The sequence below is a fragment of the Streptomyces sp. LS-MS-L19 genome (genome assembly GCF_058382285.1).
The window spans coordinates 7,122,477-7,142,933 of the sequence record NZ_JBYCLL010000001.1 but is presented as its reverse complement, the minus strand read 5'-3'; the positions used below and the strand labels follow the sequence as shown (position 1 = coordinate 7,142,933).

19 protein-coding genes are annotated in these 20,457 nt (G+C 70.3%); 6 read left to right on the top strand and 13 right to left on the bottom strand.

Annotated elements, in window-relative coordinates; translation table 11 throughout:
* Positions 1-156 precede the first annotated feature (156 nt).
* Both AC2XR2_RS32045 and AC2XR2_RS32040 read left to right on the top strand, forming a co-directional pair.
* Positions 157-981, top strand: coding sequence for a phosphatase PAP2 family protein (locus AC2XR2_RS32045; RefSeq protein WP_491518541.1), 825 nt, complete (start codon positions 157-159; stop codon positions 979-981).
* 27 nt (positions 982-1,008) lie between these two features.
* Positions 1,009-1,509 (top strand): hypothetical protein, encoded by a 501-nt coding sequence (locus AC2XR2_RS32040; protein WP_491516932.1) that lies wholly within the window; start codon positions 1,009-1,011, stop codon positions 1,507-1,509.
* Positions 1,510-1,512: 3 nt separating this feature from the next.
* On the opposite strand, the gene AC2XR2_RS32035 is transcribed toward AC2XR2_RS32040, so the two are convergent.
* The 8 genes from AC2XR2_RS32035 to AC2XR2_RS32000 form a co-directional block, all read right to left on the bottom strand.
* Positions 1,513-3,309, bottom strand: a complete 1,797-nt coding sequence (locus AC2XR2_RS32035; RefSeq protein ID WP_491516931.1) for a chitinase — start codon at positions 3,307-3,309, stop codon at positions 1,513-1,515.
* A 104-nt stretch (positions 3,310-3,413) separates the two neighbouring features.
* Positions 3,414-3,872: a hypothetical protein gene (locus AC2XR2_RS32030; RefSeq protein ID WP_330264131.1), complete on the bottom strand. Its 459-nt coding sequence runs from the start codon at positions 3,870-3,872 to the stop codon at positions 3,414-3,416.
* Positions 3,873-3,991: 119 nt separating this feature from the next.
* Positions 3,992-5,404: an NAD(P)/FAD-dependent oxidoreductase gene (locus tag AC2XR2_RS32025; protein ID WP_491516930.1), complete on the bottom strand. Its 1,413-nt coding sequence runs from the start codon at positions 5,402-5,404 to the stop codon at positions 3,992-3,994.
* Positions 5,401-6,201: an ABC transporter permease gene (locus AC2XR2_RS32020; RefSeq protein WP_381298567.1), complete on the bottom strand. Its 801-nt coding sequence runs from the start codon at positions 6,199-6,201 to the stop codon at positions 5,401-5,403. The genes AC2XR2_RS32025 and AC2XR2_RS32020 overlap by 4 nt, the downstream gene beginning before the upstream one ends.
* Positions 6,202-7,131: an ABC transporter permease gene (locus AC2XR2_RS32015; protein WP_449348512.1), complete on the bottom strand. Its 930-nt coding sequence runs from the start codon at positions 7,129-7,131 to the stop codon at positions 6,202-6,204.
* Positions 7,131-8,297 carry an ABC transporter ATP-binding protein gene (locus tag AC2XR2_RS32010; protein ID WP_381298571.1) on the bottom strand — a complete coding sequence of 389 codons (1,167 nt, stop codon included), beginning with the start codon at positions 8,295-8,297 and terminating at the stop codon, positions 7,131-7,133. Before AC2XR2_RS32010 ends, AC2XR2_RS32015 begins: the two co-directional genes overlap by 1 nt.
* Entirely contained in the window at positions 8,294-9,541 is a 1,248-nt protein-coding gene (locus tag AC2XR2_RS32005) for an ABC transporter substrate-binding protein (protein ID WP_381298573.1), read from the bottom strand. Before AC2XR2_RS32005 ends, AC2XR2_RS32010 begins: the two co-directional genes overlap by 4 nt.
* A gap of 56 nt (positions 9,542-9,597) precedes the next feature.
* Positions 9,598-11,133: a gamma-aminobutyraldehyde dehydrogenase gene (locus AC2XR2_RS32000; RefSeq protein WP_491518540.1), complete on the bottom strand. Its 1,536-nt coding sequence runs from the start codon at positions 11,131-11,133 to the stop codon at positions 9,598-9,600.
* A 210-nt stretch (positions 11,134-11,343) separates the two neighbouring features.
* Here AC2XR2_RS32000 and ybiA point away from each other — a divergent pair, with 210 nt between their 5' ends.
* Positions 11,344-11,913: a riboflavin biosynthesis intermediates N-glycosidase gene (gene ybiA, locus AC2XR2_RS31995; protein WP_491516929.1), complete on the top strand. Its 570-nt coding sequence runs from the start codon at positions 11,344-11,346 to the stop codon at positions 11,911-11,913.
* Here ybiA and AC2XR2_RS31990 read toward each other — a convergent pair whose 3' ends face one another.
* Positions 11,914-12,600, bottom strand: a complete 687-nt coding sequence (locus tag AC2XR2_RS31990; RefSeq protein ID WP_381298576.1) for a DUF4190 domain-containing protein — start codon at positions 12,598-12,600, stop codon at positions 11,914-11,916. It abuts the gene before it with no gap.
* 516 nt (positions 12,601-13,116) lie between these two features.
* Here AC2XR2_RS31990 and AC2XR2_RS31985 point away from each other — a divergent pair.
* Positions 13,117-14,175: an adenosine deaminase gene (locus AC2XR2_RS31985; RefSeq protein ID WP_491516928.1), complete on the top strand. Its 1,059-nt coding sequence runs from the start codon at positions 13,117-13,119 to the stop codon at positions 14,173-14,175.
* Between the two features lie 48 nt (positions 14,176-14,223).
* The gene (locus AC2XR2_RS31980) at positions 14,224-14,919 is read left to right on the top strand and encodes a glycerophosphodiester phosphodiesterase (RefSeq protein ID WP_449348515.1); all 696 of its coding nucleotides are present in this window, start codon (positions 14,224-14,226) and stop codon (positions 14,917-14,919) included.
* Between the two features lie 20 nt (positions 14,920-14,939).
* Here the strand turns inward: AC2XR2_RS31980 and AC2XR2_RS31975 are convergent, their stop codons facing one another.
* On the bottom strand, positions 14,940-16,601 hold the full coding sequence (locus tag AC2XR2_RS31975; RefSeq protein WP_491516927.1) for an RNA polymerase sigma factor: 1,662 nt from the start codon (positions 16,599-16,601) through the stop codon (positions 14,940-14,942).
* Positions 16,602-16,844: 243 nt separating this feature from the next.
* Here AC2XR2_RS31975 and AC2XR2_RS31970 point away from each other — a divergent pair, with 243 nt between their 5' ends.
* Positions 16,845-17,978 carry a serine hydrolase domain-containing protein gene (locus AC2XR2_RS31970; RefSeq protein WP_491516926.1) on the top strand — a complete coding sequence of 378 codons (1,134 nt, stop codon included), beginning with the start codon at positions 16,845-16,847 and terminating at the stop codon, positions 17,976-17,978.
* Here the strand turns inward: AC2XR2_RS31970 and AC2XR2_RS31965 are convergent.
* From AC2XR2_RS31965 to AC2XR2_RS31955, 3 genes are all read right to left on the bottom strand, one after another.
* Positions 17,971-18,486: a hypothetical protein gene (locus tag AC2XR2_RS31965; RefSeq protein ID WP_491516925.1), complete on the bottom strand. Its 516-nt coding sequence runs from the start codon at positions 18,484-18,486 to the stop codon at positions 17,971-17,973. The genes AC2XR2_RS31970 and AC2XR2_RS31965 overlap by 8 nt on opposite strands.
* Positions 18,487-18,546: 60 nt before the next feature.
* Entirely contained in the window at positions 18,547-18,975 is a 429-nt protein-coding gene (locus AC2XR2_RS31960) for an SRPBCC family protein (RefSeq protein ID WP_491516924.1), read from the bottom strand.
* Positions 18,976-19,149: 174 nt separating this feature from the next.
* Positions 19,150-20,340, bottom strand: a complete 1,191-nt coding sequence (locus tag AC2XR2_RS31955) for a polyamine ABC transporter substrate-binding protein (RefSeq protein ID WP_491516923.1) — start codon at positions 20,338-20,340, stop codon at positions 19,150-19,152.
* Positions 20,341-20,457: the final 117 nt, after the last annotated feature.

The following is a 20,457-nucleotide window of genomic DNA, read 5'->3' as shown; positions in this document are numbered from 1 at the left end:
GACAGCCCTTGGGATTCCGGGGCTGCGGTGGCGAGCGGCAGAGGGTGTGAAGAAGGTGTGCGAGGTGGCGGTGAGGATGGGATTCTGCCTGTCGTACGCCGTCCCCCTGTCGTAGGTTCTTTCCAGATGAGAGATACACCCCGCCCACAGGGGACTGTGGGCGACGCCAGGCCGGGGCCTCCCCAGCTTCGACCTGGTCGTGCCCTCGCGCACACAACTGGAGCCTCCGGCTCCGGATCTCCTCACCGATCGGACAGTCGCCCGCCCCAAACCCCCCGGGGCGGCCGACGACCCGATCTGATCGGCCGCCCCGGAACCACCCCCCCTGTTCCGGGGCGGCCGGCCTTCCTCCTCCTTCTCGGAATCCCGGCCCTCCTCTTCGCCCTGATCACCTGGCAGGTCGTAGAGGACGGGCCGCTTCTGCGTGCCGACGCCCGCCTCAGCCGCGCCCTCGTCCACCCGGACCGCCTCGGGGGCACCCTCTCCGACCTGGGCAGCGTCCAGGTGGCCGTACCCGTCTTGGTCGCGGCCCTGGCCTACGTGACCTGGCGGCACCGCCGCTCGGGCACGGACCGCTGGTGGCTCCCGGCCACCGCGGGAGCCCTCCTCATGGCCCTGGTCCCGGTGATCGTCGTCCCCCTCAAGATCTGGACCGACCGCCCCGGCACCCCCGTGGTGCCCCCGGCCACCGGCTACTTCCCCTCCGGCCACACCGCGACAGCGGCCATCGCCTACGGCACCGCCGCCCTCTCCCTCCTCCCCCTCCTCCCCACCCCCCGGCTCCGCCGCGCCCTGCTCCTCCTCTGCGCCCTTCTGGTCCTCGGCACCTCCTACGGCCTGATCCGCCGCGGCTACCACTGGCCCCTGGACGTCGCGGCGAGCTGGTGCCTGTCCGCCGTACTCCTTCAGCTCCTGACGCTGACCGTCAGGCGATACGGTCGGAAGTCGGCACAGGACGAGAGCAGCCAGCCGGTCGCGTAGCGGCGGCCGGGACCGGGGGGAAGCACCATGCCCGACGAGCAGCACCAGGTGACGGTCGCCTTCGAGAACCACGACTTCGCCCTGACCCCGTCACCGGGCGAGGTCGTCCTTCCCCTCTACGGCCGCAAGATCCACCACGATCCCCGGTGCGGCCATCTCACCGACGGCGACGCGCTCCCCCGTTTCCCGGACCCGGACCGTCTGCTGTGGCGGCGACTCATCGACTCGGCCCCGTCCCACGACACAGCGGGCAGCACCGCGTTCACCCGGTCCATCGACGGCCCCCAGGCGTTCGTGTACGCGCACGCGCCGGCCCGGCAGCCCTCCGGCGGTCCGCCGACGTGCGTGCTGATCCACCCGGGGAGCGTCTCGGCGACACGGGGGAACATCGCCGTACGACGCTGGGACGGCTCCATGTCCGCCCGGGTGCGGTCGGTGTCCCTGCATCTTCCGTCGGTGCTCGGCGCCCTGGGGGACGCCGAGCGGGACTCGACGCTCGCGAAGGTGTGGGCGGCGGTGCTGGCGTGACCGTCAGCCGAAATAGCCGTCGAAGGTCCTCTGGAACTCCCCGCCGGAGAAGCGGTCCCAGTTGACCGACCAGGTCATCAGGCCGCGCAGGGTGGGCCAGGTGCCGTGGGTGGGGTAGGAGCCGCAGTTCGTCTTCTTCGTGAGGCAGTCGAGGGTCTTGGTGACCTCAGTCGGGGAGACGTAGCCGTTGCCCGCGTTCACCGAGGCGGGCATGCCGATGGCCACCTGGTCGGGGCGCAGGGGCGGGAAGACGTTCGCGGGGTCGCCGGCGACCGGGAAGCCGGTGAGGAGCATGTCGGTCATGGCGATGTGGAAGTCGGCGCCGCCCATGGAGTGGTACTGGTTGTCGAGGCCCATGATCGGGCCCGAGTTGTAGTCCTGGACGTGCAGCAGGGTCAGGTCGTCGCGCAGGGCGTGGATCACCGGGAGGTACGCCCCGCAGCGCGGGTCCTGGCCGCCCCACTTGCCGGTGCCGTAGTACTGGTAGCCCATCTGCACGAAGAAGGTCTCCGGGGCCATCGAGAGGACGAAGCGCGCCCCGTACTTCGCCTTCAGCGTCTTCAGCGCCGAGATCAGGTTCACGATGACCGGGGTCTTCGGGTTCCTGAAGTCGGTGTCGTCGGCGTTCAGGGAGAGCGAGTGGCCCTCGAAGTCGATGTCCAGGCCGTCGAGGCCGTAGGTGTCGATGATCGAGGAGACGGAGGAGACGAAGGCGTCCCGGGCGGCCGTGGTCGTCAGCTGGACCTGGCCGTTCTGGCCGCCGATCGAGATCAGCACCTTCTTCCCGGCGGCCTGCTTCGCCCTGATCGCCGCCTTGAAGTCGGCGTCGGACTCGACGTTCGGGCACTCGGTGACCGGGCAGCGGGTGAAGCGGATGTCGCCGGAGGTGACCGAGGTGGGTTCACCGAAGGCCAGGTCGATGACGTCCCAGCTGTCGGGGACGTCGGCCAGGCGCGTGTAGCCGGCGCCGTTGGCGAAGCTCGCGTGGAGGTAGCCGACCAGGGCGTGGGCGGGCAGGTCCGTGGAAGTCCCGGCCGTCGTGGTCACGTTGACGGAGCCGGTCCTCGCCGACTCCCCCGCCTCGTTGACCGCCGCGACCTGGAAGCCGTACGCCGTCGAGGGCGCGAGTCCGCTCACGGAGGCCGAAGTCCCGCTCACCGTCCGGACCTTGGCGCCGTCCCGGTAGACCGCGTAGCCGGTGGCGCCCGGGACCGCCGTCCAGGACAGGGCCACGCTGGAGGACGTGACCGTGCCCGCCTGCAGACCGGTGGGCGTGGCCGGCGGCTGTCCGGCGTCGACACCCGGCCCGGTGAGGGACACGTCGTCCGCGTGGTACGCGCCTGTCCCGTACCAACCGTGCGTGTAGAGCGTGACCTTGGTGGTGGCCGGGCCGGTGCGGAAGGTGGTGGTGAGCCGCTGCCAGTCGGGGGCGGACTGGGTCCAGGTGGAGACGTCGGTGGTGCCGGTGCCGCTCGCGCCGAGGTAGACGTAGGCGCCGCGGACGTATCCGGACAGGGTGTACTGCGCGTCGGGCCGGACGGTCACGGTCTGGGCGCACTGGGCGTGGTCGCTGCCGGCCGGGGTCGCCTGGAGCGCCGAACTCCCACTGTGCACAGGGCTGTTGACCGTCGTACCCGCGGAGCAGGTCCAGCCGTCGAGTCCCGCTTCGAAACCTCCGTTCCTCGCCAGGTCCGCGTCGGCCGCACGGGCGGCCGACGAGAGCGCGGTGATGCCGGGCAGGGCCAGCAAGGTGGCCGTCAGCGCGGCGAGGACGGGTCTGATGAGTCCGGTGCGTTCCACAAGGGCCTCCGGGCATGGGGGATTTGGAGGGTGGAGCGCGCCCAACTTGGTCCAGACCAATCCGGGTTGTCAAGACCTCCCGTCAGCGGTTCGGGGCCGGCCGCTCAGCCGTCGCCCTGTTCCGTCGCCAGCCCGGCCGCCGCCTCGTGCATCGCCAGCTCCAGCAGCGCCGGGTCGGTGAGCGTGCCCGAACCGTCCGGCGGCACCAGCCAGCGCACCCCTCCCCCGGCCACCCGGCCCGGGTACGGCACCACGATCCAGGTCCCGGCGCCCGCCGTACGGATGCCGGTGCCCAGCCAGCGGGCCGCGGTGCCCGGCGGCACGAAGAAGCCCATCCGGGCGTCACCGAAGTCGACGAGCACCGGGCCGAGTTGGTCGAGGATGCGGGTGAGGACGTCGAGCGTCGGATAGCCGAGCTCACCCGGCAGGATCAGGACGTCCCAGGCCTTGCCCGCCGGCAGCAGCGCCACCCCGAGGGGATTGCGTTCCCACTCCCAGCGGCAGGCCTCGGGATCCGGTGCGACGGATGCCAGCCACTCGACCGCCGTCTTCGCCCCAGTCATGAGAAGACCTCCCTTTCTCTCTCGACGCTGTTCGCGTCACGAGGGAGAGGGAGGTCCCCTGGCAGGCATTACGCGGGTTCCGACCACCCGTTGGGGTGAATCAGATCACATACGATCGTTCAGCTGTCGAATCCCAGACCGAGTTTGTCCATCGTCCTGAGCCACAGATTGCGCCGGCCGCCCTGCGCGTCGGCACGCGCCAGCGACCACTTGGTCAGGGCGATGCCCGTCCAGGCGAAGGGCTCCGGCGGGAAGGGCAGCGGCTTCTTGCGGACCATCTCCAGCGAGGTCCGCTCGGTCTGCTCCCCCGCCAGCAGGTCCAGCATCACGTCCGCGCCGAACCGGGTCGCGCCGACGCCGAGGCCCGTGTAGCCCGCCGCGTACGCGACCTTGCCGTGGTGGGCGGTGCCGTAGAACGCGGAGAAGCGCGAGCAGGTGTCGATGGCGCCGCCCCACGCGTGGGTGAAGCGGACGCCCTCCAGCTGCGGGAAGCAGGTGAAGAAGTGCCCGGCGAGCTTGGCGTAGGTCTCCGGCCGGTCGTCGTACTCGGCGCGCACCCGGCCGCCGTACGGGTAGACGGCGTCGTAACCGCCCCACAGGATCCGGTTGTCGGCGGAGAGCCGGAAGTAGTGGAACTGGTTCGCCGAGTCCCCGAGCCCCTGCCGGTTCTTCCAGCCGACCGACGCCAGCTGCTCCTCGCTCAGCGGCTCGGTCATCAGCGCGTAGTCGTAGACCGGCACGGTGTACGCCCGCACCCGCTTGACCAGGCTCGGGAAGATGTTGGTGCCGAGCGCGATCTGCCGGGCGCGGACGGAGCCGTACGGCGTGCGTACGGCCATGCCGGCGCCGTACGGCTTCAGCGTGAGCGCGGGGGTGTGCTCGTAGACGCGGACCCCGAGCCGCAGGCAGGCCCGCTTCAGGCCCCAGACCAGCTTGGCCGGGTTGACCATGGCCACGCCCCTGCGGTCCCACAGGCCGGCCTCGAAGGTCGGCGAGGCGACCTGCTCGCGCACCGCGTCGGCGTCCAGGAAGTCGACGCCGTCGGCGAGGCCCTTCTCCTGGAGCTCCTGGTACCAGTCGCGCAGCTCCCACGCCTGGTACGTCTCGGTCGCCACGTCGATCTCGCCGGTGCGCTCGAACTCGCAGTCCAGGTCGTGCCGGGCGACCGCCTTCTCGATCTCGTCGAGGTTGCGGGCGCCCAGCTCCTGGAGCTTCACGATCTCGTCCGGCCAGCGGGTCAGCCCGTTGGGCAGCCCGTGGGTGAGGGAGGCGGCGCAGAAGCCGCCGTTGCGACCGGAGGCGGCCCAGCCCACCTCACGGCCTTCGAGCAGGACGACGTCCCGCTGCGGATCGCGCTCCTTGGCGTTGAGCGCGGTCCACAGCCCGCTGTACCCCCCGCCGACGACCAGCAGGTCGCAGGTCTCGGCGCCGGTGAGGGCGGGCTCGGGGTGGGGCCGGCCGGGGTCGTCGAGCCAGTACGGAACCGGCTGGGCTTCGGAGAGTGCCTTCGTCCAACGGCTCATGGCACTCATGCCTTTTGCCTGTTACGGCGGTTGCTGATGACCATCGAGGCCAGGACCAGGAGTACGGCGACCAGGAACATGGCCGTACCGATGACATTGATCTGCACGGGCGTGCCGCGCTGTGCCGAACCCCAGACGAACATGGGGAAGGTGACGGTCGAGCCCGCGTTGAAATTGGTGATGATGAAATCGTCGAAGGAGAGCGCGAAGGACAGCATCGCGCCCGCGGCGATTCCTGGGGCCGCGATGGGCAGGGTCACCCGGAGGAAGGTCTGGACGGGACTCGCGTACAGATCCCGGGCTGCCTCCTCCAGGCGCGGGTCCATCGACATCACGCGCGCCTTGACGGCGACGACGACAAAGCTGAGGCAGAACATGATGTGGGCGATCAGGATCGTCCAGAAACCCAGCTGGGCACCCAGGTTGAGGAACAGGGTGAGCAGCGAGGCGGCCATGACGACCTCGGGCATCGCCATCGGCAGGAAGATCAGGGAGTTCACGGTGCCCCGCGCGCGGAACCGGTAACGGACCAGCGCGAAGGCGATCATGCTGCCGAGGACGGTCGCGCCGACCGTCGCCCAGAAGGCGATCTGGAGGCTGATCGACAGCGAGCCGCACATGTCGGCGACGCCGCAGGGGTCCTTCCAGGCGTCCGTGGAGAACTGCTGCCACTGGTAGTTGAAGCGCCCCTTCGGTTTGTTGAAGGAGAACACCGTGACGACGATGTTGGGCAGCAGGAGATATCCGAGTGTCAGCAGTCCCGCGATGACGACGAAATGACGCTTGAGCCAGTTGACGAGGGCCATTTAAACCAGATCCTCCGTCCCGGACTTGCGGATGTAGAAGGTGACCATGAGGAGAATCGCGGCCATCAGGATGAAGGAGAGGGCTGCCGCCGTCGGATAGTCCAGAATCCGCAGGAACTGGGTCTGGATGACGTTTCCGATCATGCGCGTGTCGGTCGAGCCGAGGAGTTCGGCGTTGACGTAGTCACCGGCCGCCGGGATGAAGGTCAGCAGCGTCCCGGAGACCACGCCCGGCATGGACAGCGGGAAGGTCACCTTGCGGAAGGTGGTGACGGGCTTGGCGTAGAGATCGCCCGCCGCCTCGTGCAGCCGGCCGTCGATGCGCTCCAGGGAGGTGTAGAGCGGCAGGATCATGAACGGCAGGAAGTTGTACGTCAGACCGCACACCACCGCGAGCGGGGTGGCGAGGACGCGGTCGCCTGCCGTCCAGCCGAGCCAGTCGGTGACGTCCAGGACGTGCAGCGTGTTGAGGGCGCCGACGACCGGGCCGCCGTCCGCGAGGATCGTCTTCCAGGCGAGGGTGCGGATCAGGAAGCTGGTGAAGAAGGGCGCGATCACCAGGATCATGATCAGGTTCCGCCAGCGTCCCGCGCGGAACGCGATCAGGTACGCCAGCGGGTAGCCCAGCACCAGACAGAGGATCGTCGCGGCACCGGCGTACAGGATCGAGCGCAGGAACTGCGGCCAGTACTCGGACAGCGCGTCCCAGTAGGTGGCGAAGTGCCAGGTGACCTTGTAGCCCGTCTCCAGGGAGCCCGTCTGCACGGACGTGGAGGCCTGGTAGATCATCGGCAGGGCGAAGAAGACCAGCAGCCACAGGATGCCGGGCAGCAGCAGCCAGTACGGCGTGAAGCGGCCCCTCTTGCGCGGCGGCTTCTTCTCCGGCGCGGTCGGGGACAGAGGCGGTGGCGCCTCGGTGAGCGTCGCCATCAGACCGTCGCCTCTTCCTGGATGCCGGCGTCGATGTCCTGGGCCGCGTCCAGACCGAAGGTGTGGGCCGGGTTCCAGTGCAGGACGACCTCGGCGCCGGGCACGAGGCGGGCGTCGCGGTCGATGTTCTGGGCGTAGACCTCGAACTCGGGGCAGACGGGGCTGTCGATGACGTACTGCGTGGAGACGCCGATGAAGGAGGAGTCGGCGATCGTGCCGGTGATGCGGTTGCGGCCCTCGGGGATCTCCCCGGCCTCGTCCGCGTGCGTGAGGGTGATCTTCTCGGGGCGTACGCCGACGAGCACCTTGCCGCCGGTCGCGGTGGGCCCGGCGTACCGCGCCTCGGGCAGCACCAGCTTGCCGCCGCCCGCCTTCAGGACGATCTCGCCGCCGCTCTTGGAGTCGACCTCGGCCTCGATGAGGTTGGAGGTGCCGAGGAAGTTGGCGACGAAGGTGGTCTGCGGGTTCTCGTACAGGTCGGTGGGCGAGCCGAGCTGCTCGACGCGGCCCGCGTTCATCACGGCGACCGTGTCGGCCATGGTCATGGCCTCCTCCTGGTCGTGCGTGACGTGCACGAAGGTGATGCCGACCTCGGTCTGGATGCGCTTGAGCTCCAGCTGCATCTGGCGGCGCAGCTTGAGGTCGAGGGCGCCGAGCGGCTCGTCGAGGAGGAGCACCTTGGGCGTGTTGATCAGGGCTCTCGCCACCGCCACGCGCTGCTGCTGGCCGCCGGAGAGCTGGTGCGGCTTCTTGCGGGCCTGCTCCCCCAGCTGGACGAGCTCCAGCATGTCCTCGACCTGCTTCTTCACCGACTTGATGCCGCGCCGGCGCAGACCGAAGGCGACGTTCTCGAAGATGTCGAGGTGCGGGAAGAGGGCGTAGGACTGGAAGACGGTGTTCACCGGCCGCTTGTAGGGAGGCAGCCGGGTGACCTCCTGGTCGCCGAGGTGCACGGTGCCCGTGGTGGGCTCCTCGAGTCCGGCGATCATGCGCAGGGTGGTCGTCTTGCCGCAGCCGGAGGCGCCGAGCAGGGCGAAGAAGGAGCCCTGGGGCACGGTCAGGTCCAGCGGGTGTACGGCGGTGAAGCCGTTGTCGTACGTCTTGCTGATGCCGGAGAGGCGGACGTCTCCGCTGGTGTCGGTGTTCTTGTTCGTCACGGTGATCACGCCCCAGTCAGCTTCGCGAACTTCTCTTCAAAGGTCGTCTCTTCCTTCGAGCTCAGCGAGCGGAAGGCGTGGGACTTCGCGGCCATGGCCTTGTCGGGGATGATCAGCGGGTTGTTCGCCGCATCCGGGTCGAGCTTCTCCAGCTCGGGCTTCACACCGTCGACGGGCGACACGTAGTTGATGTACGCGGCGAGCTCGGCGGCGGGCTTGGGCTGGTAGTAGAAGTCGATGAGCCGCTCGGCGTTCGTCTTGTGACGGGCCTTGTTGGGGATCAGCATGTTGTCGGTCGACGTCATGTATCCGCTGTCCGGGATGATGAAGTCGATGTCGGGGCTGTCCGCCTTCAGCTGGACGACGTCCCCGGCCCAGGCGACACAGGCCGCGAAGTCGCCGCTGGTCAGGTCCGAGGTGTAGTCGTTGCCGGTGAAGCGGCGGATCTGGCCCTTGTCGACGGCCTTCTGGAGGCGGGCGATCGCCGCGTCGTAGTCGTCGGCGGTGAACTTCGCGGGGTCCTTGCCCATGTCGAGCAGGGTCATGCCGATGCTGTCGCGCATCTCCGACAGGAAGCCGACGCGCCCCTTGAGCTTGGGGTTGTCGAGCAGGTCGGAGATCGACTTCACCTCCTGGCCGTCAAGGGCCTTCTTGTTGTAGGCGATGACGGTCGAGATGCCCTGCCACACATAGGAGTACGCCCGTCCCGGGTCCCAGTCGGGTTCGCGGAACTGCTGGGAGAGGTTGGCGTAGGCGTGCGGCAGGTTGGACGCGTCCAGTTTCTGGACCCACCCGAGGCGGATGAGGCGGGCCGCGAGCCAGTCCGTGAGGACGATGATGTCGCGCCCGGTGTCCTGCCCGGCCGCGAGCTGCGGCTTGATCTTGCCGAAGAACTCGACGTTGTCGTTGATGTCCTCGGTGTACTTGACCGAGATGCCGGTCTGCTTCTTGAACTGGTCGAGCGTGGGGTGGTGCTTCTCGCTCTCGTCCACGTCGATGTACTCGGTCCAGTTGGAGAAGTTGACGACCTTCTCCTCGGCCGAGTGGTCGTCGGCGGAGACGCCGCCCTGGGTGGTGCCGGCCGCGGGGATGCCGCAGGCGCTCAGGGTGCCGAGGCCGCCGACCGCGAGCGCGCCGCCCGCGGAGGCGCGCAACAGGGACCGCCGGGTCATGGCGGCCCGGCCGCTTCGGAAACTGCGCCGCATGGCGGCCACTTGGGCCGGTGACAGGCGGTCGGGCTCGTACTGCTCCATGCGCTGGTGCCCTTTCGGGAAGTGGGCGGCCGCGGGTCGGGCGGCCTGAACAACGGCTATCGGTCCCCGAAGATCGTGCGGTGCCAGTCCTTCCTGGCGATCGCGGTGTTGTCGAACATGACGTGCTTGATCTGCGTGTACTCCTCGAACGAGTACGAGGACATGTCCTTGCCGAAGCCGGACGCCTTGTACCCGCCGTGCGGCATCTCGCTGATGATCGGAATGTGGTCGTTGACCCACACGCACCCGGTCTTGATCTCCCGGGTGGCGCGGTTCGCCCGGTAGACGTCCCGGCTCCAGGCGGAGGCGGCGAGCCCGTAGGGGGTGTCGTTGGCGAGCCGGATGCCCTCCTCGTCGCTGTCGAAGGGCAGCACGACGAGAACGGGCCCGAAGATCTCCGACTGGACGATCTCGCTGTCCTGGGCGGCGTCGGCGACGAGGGTGGGCTTGTAGTACGCCCCCTTGGCGAGCTCTTCGCCCGGTGCCTCCCCGCCCGTCACCACGCGCGCGTAGGCACGCGCACGGTCGACGAACCCGGCGACCCGGTCCCGCTGGACGTGCGAGATCAGCGGCCCGAGGTCGGTGCCGGGAGCGAAGGGGTCGCCGAGGCGAACGGTCTCCATCAGCGCGGCGGTGCGCTCCACGAAGGCCTCGTACAGCGGCCGCTGCACGTACGCGCGTGTGGCGGCCGTGCAGTCCTGCCCGGTGTTGATGAGCGCACCGGCCACGGCTCCGTGGACGGCGGCCTCCAGGTCGGCGTCGTCGAAGACAAGGAAGGGGGCCTTGCCGCCGAGCTCCAGGTGGAGCCGCTTGACGGTGGCGGTGGCGATCTCGGCGACCCGCTTGCCGACGGCCGTGGACCCGGTGAAGGAGGTCATGGCCACATCGGGATGCCCGACCAGCCGCTCCCCGGCCTCCTTCCCGGTCCCGGTGACGATGTTGACGACCCCGTCCGGGATCCCGGCATCGGTGGCAGCCTGGGCGAAGAGCAGCGAGGTCAGAGGCGTGATCTCAGCAGGCTTCAGCACGATGGTGTTGCCTGCGGCGATCGCCGGAAGGATCTTCCAGGCGGCCATCTGGAGCGGGTAGTTCCAGGGCGCGATGGACCCGACGACCCCGATGGGCTCCCGCCGCACGTAGGACGTGTGATCCCCGGAGTACTCCCCGGCGGACTGCCCCTGAAGATGACGGGCCGCACCCGCGAAGAAGGACGTGTTGTCGATGGTCCCCGGAACGTCGAACTCCCGGGTCAGCTTCAGCGGCTTCCCGCACTGGAGGGACTCCGCGCGGGCGAAGTCCTCGGCACGGTCGGCGAGCACGGCGGCGAACCGGTGCAGGGCGTCGGACCGCTCACCGGGAGTGGCGCCCGCCCAGCCGGGAAAGGCCTCCCGTGCCGCGGCGACGGCGGCATCCACGTCCGCCGCGCCCGCCAGCTCGTAGGTGAGGACCTCCTCCCCGCTCGCGGGGTCCACGACGGCGTGCGTCCGCCCGGAGGTCCCCTTGGCGAGACGCCCTCCGATGAACTGCGCGCCGTCGGCGAACCGCTCCTGGGCCGCGAACCGGTCCGGGGTGGCACTGCCCGGGTTGTGCATGTCGCTCTCCTCCGCCGTCATCCCTCGGTCCCGAGGGCGGGTGGCGTAGCTCCAGCTCGATTTGAGTGCCGATCCTGACAGAGCAATGACACTCCTACAAGTGATTCCGTTGTTGCCTTTCGGTTACGCGACGGAATCTGTCGACCAGGTGTCGAGTCGTCCCCGAAAAGGAAGGACGGAGTGTCAGTGGTGCCTGTCAGACTCGCGTGCATGGGGAAGATCACGGGGAAGACCGATTCACAGGACGCCCTGGTCAAGCAGGTCCGAGCAGGCGCACACATCAAGTATCTGCACTTCTGGGGACACCGCCCGCGTTCGGACGGCCGCGTCGGCGCGAGCTGTCTGAGCCAGTGGTGGCCGTCACCGTTCGTGGTGGACGGAGTGACCTATGCGACCGCCGAGCACTGGATGATGGCGGCGAAGGCGCGGCTTTTCGAAGATCAGGAAGCCGAGCGCCTAGTGCTGGCCGCCGGCCACCCGTCCCAGGCCAAGAAAGCGGGCCGACTGGTGCGCGGCTTCGACGAGCGGATCTGGCAGCGGGAGCGCTTCGGGATCGTCGTCGAGGGCAGCGTGCACAAGTTCGCGGCCCACGACGACCTGCGTGAGTTCCTGCTGAGCACCGGCGAGCGGGTGCTGGTGGAGGCGAGCCCGGTGGACCGGGTGTGGGGCATCGGCCTCGCCGCGGACGACGAGGCGGCGAGCGACCCGGAGCGCTGGCGAGGCCCGAACCTCCTGGGCTTCGCGTTGATGGCGGCCCGGGAGCGGCTCAGAGACCTCTGATCAGTACTGCTGTGCCACCTGGACGGCGTGCAGGGAGCCGTCGTAGTAGTCGGGCTCGTCGTCGGAGGTGACGGCGGCCGTGATGACGATGGCCATGAAGACGATGACGGCGAGGCCGAGGATCGTCCCGATGATGCCCATGATGAAGCCGGCCTGCGCCTGACCGTGGTTCGTGGCCTCGCCCCGCGCGGCCTTCCTGCGCCCCTTGACGCCGAGGACGATGGCGATGATGCCGAGCACCAGGGAGAGCACGCCGTACAGGCAGAACATGACGCAGGAGATGATGCCCAGCACCATCGCGGCGACGCCCATGCCGTTCTGCGGGGGCATGGGCGGGGCCCAGCCGTATCCCTGCGGGGCCTGGGGGTAGCCGGGGTACCCGTATCCGGCCGGGGCGCCGGGCCCACCGGGCGCGATGGGAGGCGGCGGCACGAAGCCGGGCCCACCGGGTATGCCGGGGCCGGGGCCGGGGACGCCCTGCTCCGGAGCGGGGTAGCCGTAACCGGGCGTTGGACCGGGGGCGGGTGCGGGGGGCGGAAAGCCGTACCCGTCACTGGGCACCGACGTCACGGTGGCCTGATCATGCACGGACGGCGGCGGCGAACTCTTCTCCAACGACGGCCCACTCTCCGGCGCCGCCCACGGATCCCGCCCGGCCTCCCCACCCGACTGCGTTCCGTCCGTCATGCCCATGTCCCCCTTGGTCGTTCGTGCGGCCATGTTACCGGTCGCGGAAAGGGGGGTGCCGGGTCAGGTTGTCGGGCGGGTGCGGGCCCGTCGTGGCTGGTCGCGCAGTTCCCCGCGCCCCTGGGTGGGGACGGTGGACGCTCCTCAAGCCGCCGACGGCGTGAAGGGGACGGGGTGGGGGGTGTCCGCCCGCAGCGGCCGGCGTCCGTTACCGAGCCCCTCATGAACGACCGAGCCGCCGGACCGAGGACGGATACCCCCCACCCCGGCACCGACCCCAGACGAACCAGCACGCGCTACACGCACCCCCACCGGGCCGCAAGGGGCCGCCGCAGGCCTCCAGGGGCGCGGGACTGTGTCGATATGCGGCTCCGCCGCGTGGGCGCAAAAACGCCCGCCCCCACCCACCCGCACCCACCCCACCACCCCCCGTCCTACGATGGCCGCACTCGATCAGCCGATCACCGCGCCGCACAAGAAACCACCGTGCCAGGCGCCCTGCAAGGGGAGGCCCCCATGACGACGACACCCAACCCCGCCCAAACCCCCCTCCACCACGCCTTCATCGCCGAACTGCCGAAGGCCGAACTGCACGTCCACCACGTCGGCTCCGCCTCCCCCCGCATCGTCTCCGAACTCGCCGCCCGCCACCCCGACTCCAAGGTCCCCACCGACCCCGAAGCCCTCGTCGACTACTTCACGTTCACGGACTTCGCCCACTTCATCGACGTCTACCTCAGCGTCGTGGACCTGATCCGCACCCCCGAGGACGTCCGGCTCCTGACCTTCGAGGTCGCCAGGGACCTCGCCCGCCAGCAGGTCCGCTACGCCGAGCTCACCATCACGCCGTTCTCCTCCACCCGCCGCGGCATCGACGAGCGCGCCTTCATGGAGGCGATCGAGGACGCCCGCAAGGCGGCGGAGTCCGAGTTCGGCACGGTGCTGCGCTGGTGCTTCGACATCCCCGGCGAGGCCGGCATGGAGGCCGCCGAGGAGACGACACGGCTCGCCACCGACGACCGCCTCCGCCCGGAGGGCCTCGTCAGCTTCGGTCTCGGCGGCCCCGAGATCGGCGTACCCCGCCCCCAGTTCAAGCCGTACTTCGACCAGGCCATCGCCGCCGGCCTGCACTCCGTCCCGCACGCCGGCGAGACGACCGGCCCGGAGACCGTGTGGGACGCCCTCACCCACCTCCGCGCCGAGCGCATCGGCCACGGCACGCACTCCTTCCAGGACCCGCAGCTCCTCGCGCACCTCGCCGAGCACCGCATCCCGCTGGAGGTGTGCCCCACCTCCAACATCGCCACCCGGGCCGTCCGCACCCTCGACGAGCATCCGATCAAGGAGTTCGTGCGCGCCGGGATCGTCGTCACGGTCAACTCCGACGACCCCCCGATGTTCGGCACCGACCTGAACACCGAGTACGCGGTCGCGGCGAGGCTCCTGGACCTCGACGAACGCGGCCTGGCGGAGCTGGCGAAGGCGGCCGTGGACGCGTCCTTCCTGGACGGACCCGGCAAGTCCAGGATCAAGGACGAGATCGACGCCTACACCACCGCCTGGCTCGCCCCCTGACCCGCACTGCGTCACCCTCCCGCAACCCACCGGCACCACAATGGGCCCATGCAAAAGCTGACGGCCGTGGCACACCGCGGCGCCCCCTACCGCGTCCGTGAGAACACGATCGACTCCCTGCGTACCGCACTCGACCTGGGCGCGGACGCGGTGGAGGTCGACGTACGGCTCACCAGGGACGGCGTACCGGTCCTGCTCCACGACCACACGCTGAAGCGGCTGTGGGAGCACGACCGGCCGCTGCTGTCGCTGTCCGCGGACGAGGTGCGGGGGCTGACCGACGGCCGGGTGCCGACGCTCGCGGAGGCGCTGCGGGCCACCGACGGCCACCGCCTGATGCTCGACCTGCCCGGCACGCGCGAGACCCGGGTCGCCCGCCGCGTGGTCGACGTGGTCCGCGAGCAGGGAGCCCAGGACCGCGTCTACTACTGCGCCGACGCCACCGCCATGCTCGCCGTCCGCGAGGCCGACCCGTCCGCGGAGATCGCGCTCACCTGGACCAGCCTCGCACCCCCGCGCCCCGCCCTGCTGAACGCGGTCAAGCCCCGCTGGCTCAACTACCGCTTCACCCTGATGGACCGGGACCTCGCGGACCGCATCCACACGGACGGTTACCTGATCTCCGTCTGGACCCCCGACACCCGCCGCTCGATGCGCCGCCTCGCCGGGATGGGCGTCGACTCGATCACCACGAACCGGGTGGACGTGCTCTGCGCGCTGCGGGCGGCCGACCCGACGGGGTAGGGCGCACAAGCGCCGTGGTGCTACACCCGGGACTTCTGGGCGACCGTCGCCGGGTCGGCGGGGGTCGAGCGGGTGACGTACTGCGGGACCGGGGCGTCGTCCTTGCCGGTGTCGCGGACCAGGCCGTAGCGCTCGGCCCCCTGCGCGGGGCCGGTGGTGATGTCCTTCTCGGCCGCGTCCCACGTCGAGGGGAAGACGCTGAGGCCGTAGTCGGCGCCGCGTTCGTTGACGGTGAGGGTGACGCTGCCGTCGAGGTAGAAGTACTCGTTCTGCCACATCTGCTGGGTGCCGGCGGGCAGGACGGCGTAGCCGGTGGCCGCGCTGCCCATGCCGGTGGCGCTGCTGTCGGTGGCGCTGACGGAGTCGTCCATACGGCGGCCGCCGCCCGAGGCGACGTGGAACAGCTTGCCGTCGAGGCCGGTCCAGGAGGGCGGGACCAGGCTGCCGGGCCGGTACTGCGGGGAGATCTGCCAGCGGACGAGGACGTAGCCCTCGCCGGTGAGCGTGACGGCGTCCCCGCGGTGGTTCAGGACGGCGTGGGCGCCGCCGGTGCTGCTGATGCCGGTCTCCGGCCGGTGGGGCAGGGCGGCGGGCGGGGTGTCGGGGTCGGGGGCCCGGTCGACGGCGTCGACGACACTGCCGTAGAGGACGGTCTTCGCGGGGATCGCCGAGGGGGACGGAGACGGTGACGGTGAAGGCGGCGGGGTGGGCAGGAGCGACGGCGGGCGATGGGTGCTGGCCGCCGTGGGTGAGACCGCGACCCGTGGCGCCGGCGCGTCCGGCTGCTGGGTGACGACGTAGGCCCCGCCCGCGACGATCGTCGCTCCCGCGGTGGCCGCGACGACGGGCTGGGTGAGGGCGCCCATCACCTTGGCGGACCAGCTCACGGACGCGACCGTGGCCGCCGCGGCCGTCTTGCTCCCCAGGGCCAGCGACAGGGTGAAGCCCACGGGGACCGGCACCAGCGCGATGCCGACCAGCAGGCGCTCCGCCGGTACGACGGACTCGCGGGTGTCGCCGCAGTAGCCGCAGCCGCGGATGTGCCGGGCGAGCCGCTTGCGCCAGACCGAGTCGGGGCGGCCGTTCCAGCGGGCGGTCAGCTCGCGCAGGTCCGGGCAGGCGCCGTCGAGGGCGCGGACGATGCCGCGGGAGGTCTCCAGGCGCTCCTTCATCCGCTGCACGCGCACGGCGGCGTGCTGCCGGCTGATCCCGACGGCGGCGGCCAGCTCGCGCCGGGTGAGCTCGCCCGCGACCTCCAGCCACCACAGCGACAGCAGTTGCCGGTCCTCGTCGTCGAGCCATCGCACGGCCTCCGCGACCTCGCGCCGCTGCCCTTCCAACTGGAGCCTCAACACGGTGAGTTCGGCGAAGTCGGCGGCTTCGCGCGCAGCCGACTCGTCCAGCGGGGCGGGGGTCCTGCGGCGGGCCCGGTCCCGTATCTGGCGCATGGCGATGGCGACCAGCCAGGACCGGAAGCTGTCCGGGTCGCGCAGACTGCCGAGGTTGCCGACGGCCCGCAGCATGGTCTCCTGGACGACGTCGTCGACGTCGGCGTGGCCGTTCAGGGCACGGCCGACGATGTTGTACACCAGCGGCAGCCAGCCCTCGACGAGCTCGTCCAGCGCGCGTCGGTCGCCGTCCTGCGCCGCCGCGATGGTGTCGCGCCACTGCCGCGTGTCCACGTCGTCCTTTCCGGGCGGTGACCCTTCGTGGTGCCCCTTCGTGCGTGCGTCAGTGGAGACGGAGTGAAGGGCTCCGCGATAACACTTTTTCTCCCCTAGGGGGTTTCTCCGAGCAACTCCCCTACAGGCAAAGGGAGTTGCTCAGGGCTTTCCCGGGGTCGAGCCCCTCCTCGGTGAGGATCACGCCGCCTCGAAGGCCCCGCAGGATGATCACACACATCCCACACCCCCTGGAGTCGACCCGTGCGTGACCTCCGTCGCAGAAGTCTCCTCGCCGGTGCCCTCGCCGCGCCCCTGGCCGCCGCCCTGCCGGCCTCCCCGGCGAACGCGGACACCGCCTGCGGACCGGACGCCAGGGCACTGCGCGCCGCGCTGGCGGGGCTCCCCGACGCCGACGCCACCGCAGCCCTGGTGCGGGTCGGTGGCCGTGACGGCAGGTGGCGGGGCAGTTCGGGCGTGCGCGACCTGGAGAGCGGGCGGCCGGCCGATCCCGACGCGCGCTTCAGGGCCGGGTCGACGACGAAGGTGGTGACGGCGGCGACCGTACTGCGCCTGGCGGACGAGAGGCGGATCGACCTGGACACGCCGGTCCAGCACTACCTGCCCGGCCTCCTGGGCAGCCGGTTCCGGCCGGTCACCGTCCGGCAGCTGCTGAACCACACCAGCGGCATCCCGGCGGGCGACGACCTCGGCGCCACCTTCGAGGAGGTGTACGCCCGCCGCTTCGAGACGCTCGGCCCGCAGCGGGTGGCGGCGTCCGCGGGCGCGAAGGAACCGGAGTTCTGCCCGGGGAGGCGCCAGCACTACCTCAACATCAACTACACGTTCCTCGGCCTGCTGATCGAGCGGGTGACGGGACGGCCGTACGCCTCGGAGGCCGCCCGGTTGGTGCTGGCACCGGCCGGGATGCGGGACACGTACTTCCCCGGCACCGACCCGCGCATTCGCGGCCCTCACAACCGGGGCTACCAGGCGGTGCGGAGGGCCGACGGGACCACGGAGCTCCTGGACGTCACGGAGTGGAACCAGGCGGACCGGTTCGCGGCCGGGGACATGATCTCCACGACCGCGGACCTGGAGCGCCTGCTCACCGGCCTCTTCCGGGGCCGGATCGTGCCGCGGCCGCTGATGAGGGAGGTGTTCTCGGTCCCGGCGGACATCACCGGAGCGAGTTACAGCGCGGGCGGCCTCCGGCGCTTCGAGTCCGGCGGGACGGTGTACTGGCTCAAGTCCGGTGGCCGGTACGGCTACAACTCGGCGATCGCCGGCACCCGCGACCTGAGCCGCACGCTCGTCCACTCGGTCAACTCGACCGACGCGAAGAGCGAGGACGCGAACCCGGTCGTCGCCCGGATCGTCGCCGCCGCGCTCAAGTAGCGGGCACGGCCCGGACGTCGGGCGGGGTGAGCGCCTCCAGCCGCTTGATCTTCTTCCGTAGGACGTACAGCGGGACGATCCCGATGACCCCGAACGACATGTCGATCACGCTCCACCAGAACGGTATCCCCCGGATCGGTCCGCAGATCAGGGCGAGCGGGATGATCCCCGCGCAGGCGATCATCCCGAACTCGACGACCCAGATGTTGCGGACCGGGTCACGGTAGGGGCCGTAGAAGGCGACCGCGATGACCAGGTGGGCGAAGGCCAGCCAGTCCGTGCCGTACAGGAGGAAGGGGTAGTCCGCGTCGGCGGTGTCGAGCCCGCGCCGGACGCGCGTGATCCAGTCCATCAGGGCGTCCGGCGCGGGCAGGTGCCGCAGGACCTCCTCGGTCCAGCGCAGTTCGTGGACCAGCGGGAAGGCGGTGGCCCCGCTGAGCACCAGGCAGACGACGAAGAAGACCAGCCATGCGCGGATGCCCCGGAGTTGGGCGGCTCTGTCGCTCATGGCAGCAGCGTACGCCTGGATTTGAACATGTTCAAAAGGTTAGGGGTGCCGGGATCTCTGTCAGCCGGCCGCCGCCGTCGTCTCGGCCAGCTTCTGGAACTCGCCGAGGTCGTAGTTGGCGAGGGCCGAGTCCAGGTTGGTGAGGGCGCCGAGGTGCTCGATGAACCCCTGGGGGTCGTACTCGATCTGCAGGGTCACCCGGCTCGACGTGTCGCTGAGCCGGTGGAAGGTGACCACGCCCGCGTGGTGCACGCCCTCCACGGTGTGCCAGGCGATGCGGTCCTCCGGGACGACCTCGGTGAGCTCGGCGACGAAGTTCTTGTCGGCGCCGGGCAGTTGGAGCTGCCAGGCGAAACGGCGCTCGTCCAGCCGCTCCACCAGACGGACGTGGCTCAGAAAGGCCGGCCACCGGGTCACATCGCTCCACAGCGACCAGGCGACGGCGACGGGAGCCTCGATATCGACCGTTTCCACGAGGGACGCGGACATGCGTTACCTCTCCTTCCGGTTGGCCGGGCCCCGGCCCGACGGGTGCGGTGCGAAGCGGATACCCCGGTCGGGGCGGCTCATCTCATCTCGTGCCGCGAAACGGCCCCCGGGCTCGGCCAACGCCCCCCACGACGGTCTCCGTTCACCTCTTCCTGCGGGACGACCCCTGCCCCCTCACAACCCCACGATCGCGTTCCACCGCCGCGCAAACCCCACCCGCTCCCTCGACGTGATGTCCCGTGCGATCACCAGCCGCTCCCGCATCCGCGTGTCCGGGAAGATCAGGGGGTTCTCGGCGAGCGCAGCCGTGTCCTCGTCCTTCGACGCGGCCAGGACCTCCCGTGCGGCGGGGACGGGGCAGACGTAGTTGACCCAGGCGGCGAGTTCCGCGGCGACCTCGGGGTCGTAGTAGTAGTCGACGAGACGCTCGGCGTTCGCCTTGTGCAGGGCGCGGTCGGGGATCATCAGGGAGTCCGACCACAGCTCCGCGCCCTCCTCGGGGACGACGAAGCGGATGTCGGGGTTGTCGGCCTGGAGCTGGATCACGTCCCCGGAGTACGCCTGGCAGGCCAGGACGTCACCGCTGACGAGGTCCTTGGTGTAGTCGTTGCCGGTGAAGCGGCGGATCTGGCCGTTCTTCACGTACCTCTCGACCTGGTCGCAGACCTCGTGGAAGTCGTCCGCCGTCCACGTCCTGATGTCGACGCCGTTGCCCTGCATGAGCAGCGCGAAGGCCTCGTCGAGCCCGGAGAGCAGGGTGACGCGGCCCTTGAGGTCGCTCGCCCAGAGATCCTTGACGTGCCGGATCTCGCGGCCCAGCTTCCCGCGGTTGTACGCGATCCCGGTGATCCCCGACTGCCAGGGCACGGTGAACCTGCGGCCCGGGTCGAAGGCGGGCGAACGCAGCAGCGGGTCAAGGTACTTGGTGACGTTCGGCTGGTGCGCCCGGTCCATCTCCTGGACCCAGCCCAGCCGTACGAACCGCGCGCACATCCAGTCGCTGACGACGATGAGGTCGCGGCCGGTCTGCTGGTGGTTCATCAGCGCGGGGCTGATCTTGCCGAAGAACTCGTCGTTGTCGTTGATCTCCTCGACGTAGTCGACGGATATGCCGGTCCGCCTGCGGAAGGCGTCCAGCGTCGGCCGCCGCGTCGAGTCGTCGTCGTCCGTGTCGATGTAGAGCGGCCAGTTCGCCCAGGTCAGCCGCTTGTCGTCGGCGGAGCGGTCGGGGCCGGCCCGGTCACCCGCGGCCACGTACGCGGCGGGCACCCCGCAGCCGGCGAGCCCACCCAGCACCGCCCCACCACCGAGGGCACGCAGCAGGGTCCTGCGGGAGGGCGGGAACGGCTCGGGCGTGAGGGGCATCGCCGCAGCATGCCGTCCCTGACGGTGGGCCGACAAGGCCGAATCTCCGGGCGCCGGGGCGGCGAGCCCACCTGAGGGGCGCGGGGAACTGCGCGACCAGCCCCCACGCACCCGCGG

Bases quoted from the DNA above. Each gene is read 5' to 3' on its own strand.
- AC2XR2_RS32040 (WP_491516932.1), top strand. From the start codon at position 1,009: ATGCCCGACGAGCAGCACCAGGTGACGGTCGCCTTCGAGAACCACGAC.
- AC2XR2_RS32030 (WP_330264131.1), bottom strand. From the start codon at position 3,872: ATGACTGGGGCGAAGACGGCGGTCGAGTGGCTGGCATCCGTCGCACCG.
- AC2XR2_RS32025 (WP_491516930.1), bottom strand. From the start codon at position 5,404: ATGAGTGCCATGAGCCGTTGGACGAAGGCACTCTCCGAAGCCCAGCCG.
- AC2XR2_RS32020 (WP_381298567.1), bottom strand. From the start codon at position 6,201: ATGGCCCTCGTCAACTGGCTCAAGCGTCATTTCGTCGTCATCGCGGGA.
- AC2XR2_RS32015 (WP_449348512.1), bottom strand. From the start codon at position 7,131: ATGGCGACGCTCACCGAGGCGCCACCGCCTCTGTCCCCGACCGCGCCG.
- AC2XR2_RS32005 (WP_381298573.1), bottom strand. From the start codon at position 9,541: ATGGAGCAGTACGAGCCCGACCGCCTGTCACCGGCCCAAGTGGCCGCC.
- AC2XR2_RS32000 (WP_491518540.1), bottom strand. From the start codon at position 11,133: ATGCACAACCCGGGCAGTGCCACCCCGGACCGGTTCGCGGCCCAGGAG.
- ybiA (WP_491516929.1), top strand. From the start codon at position 11,344: ATGGGGAAGATCACGGGGAAGACCGATTCACAGGACGCCCTGGTCAAG.
- AC2XR2_RS31990 (WP_381298576.1), bottom strand. From the start codon at position 12,600: ATGACGGACGGAACGCAGTCGGGTGGGGAGGCCGGGCGGGATCCGTGG.
- AC2XR2_RS31985 (WP_491516928.1), top strand. From the start codon at position 13,117: ATGACGACGACACCCAACCCCGCCCAAACCCCCCTCCACCACGCCTTC.
- AC2XR2_RS31980 (WP_449348515.1), top strand. From the start codon at position 14,224: ATGCAAAAGCTGACGGCCGTGGCACACCGCGGCGCCCCCTACCGCGTC.
- AC2XR2_RS31965 (WP_491516925.1), bottom strand. From the start codon at position 18,486: ATGAGCGACAGAGCCGCCCAACTCCGGGGCATCCGCGCATGGCTGGTC.
- AC2XR2_RS31960 (WP_491516924.1), bottom strand. From the start codon at position 18,975: ATGTCCGCGTCCCTCGTGGAAACGGTCGATATCGAGGCTCCCGTCGCC.
- AC2XR2_RS31955 (WP_491516923.1), bottom strand. From the start codon at position 20,340: ATGCCCCTCACGCCCGAGCCGTTCCCGCCCTCCCGCAGGACCCTGCTG.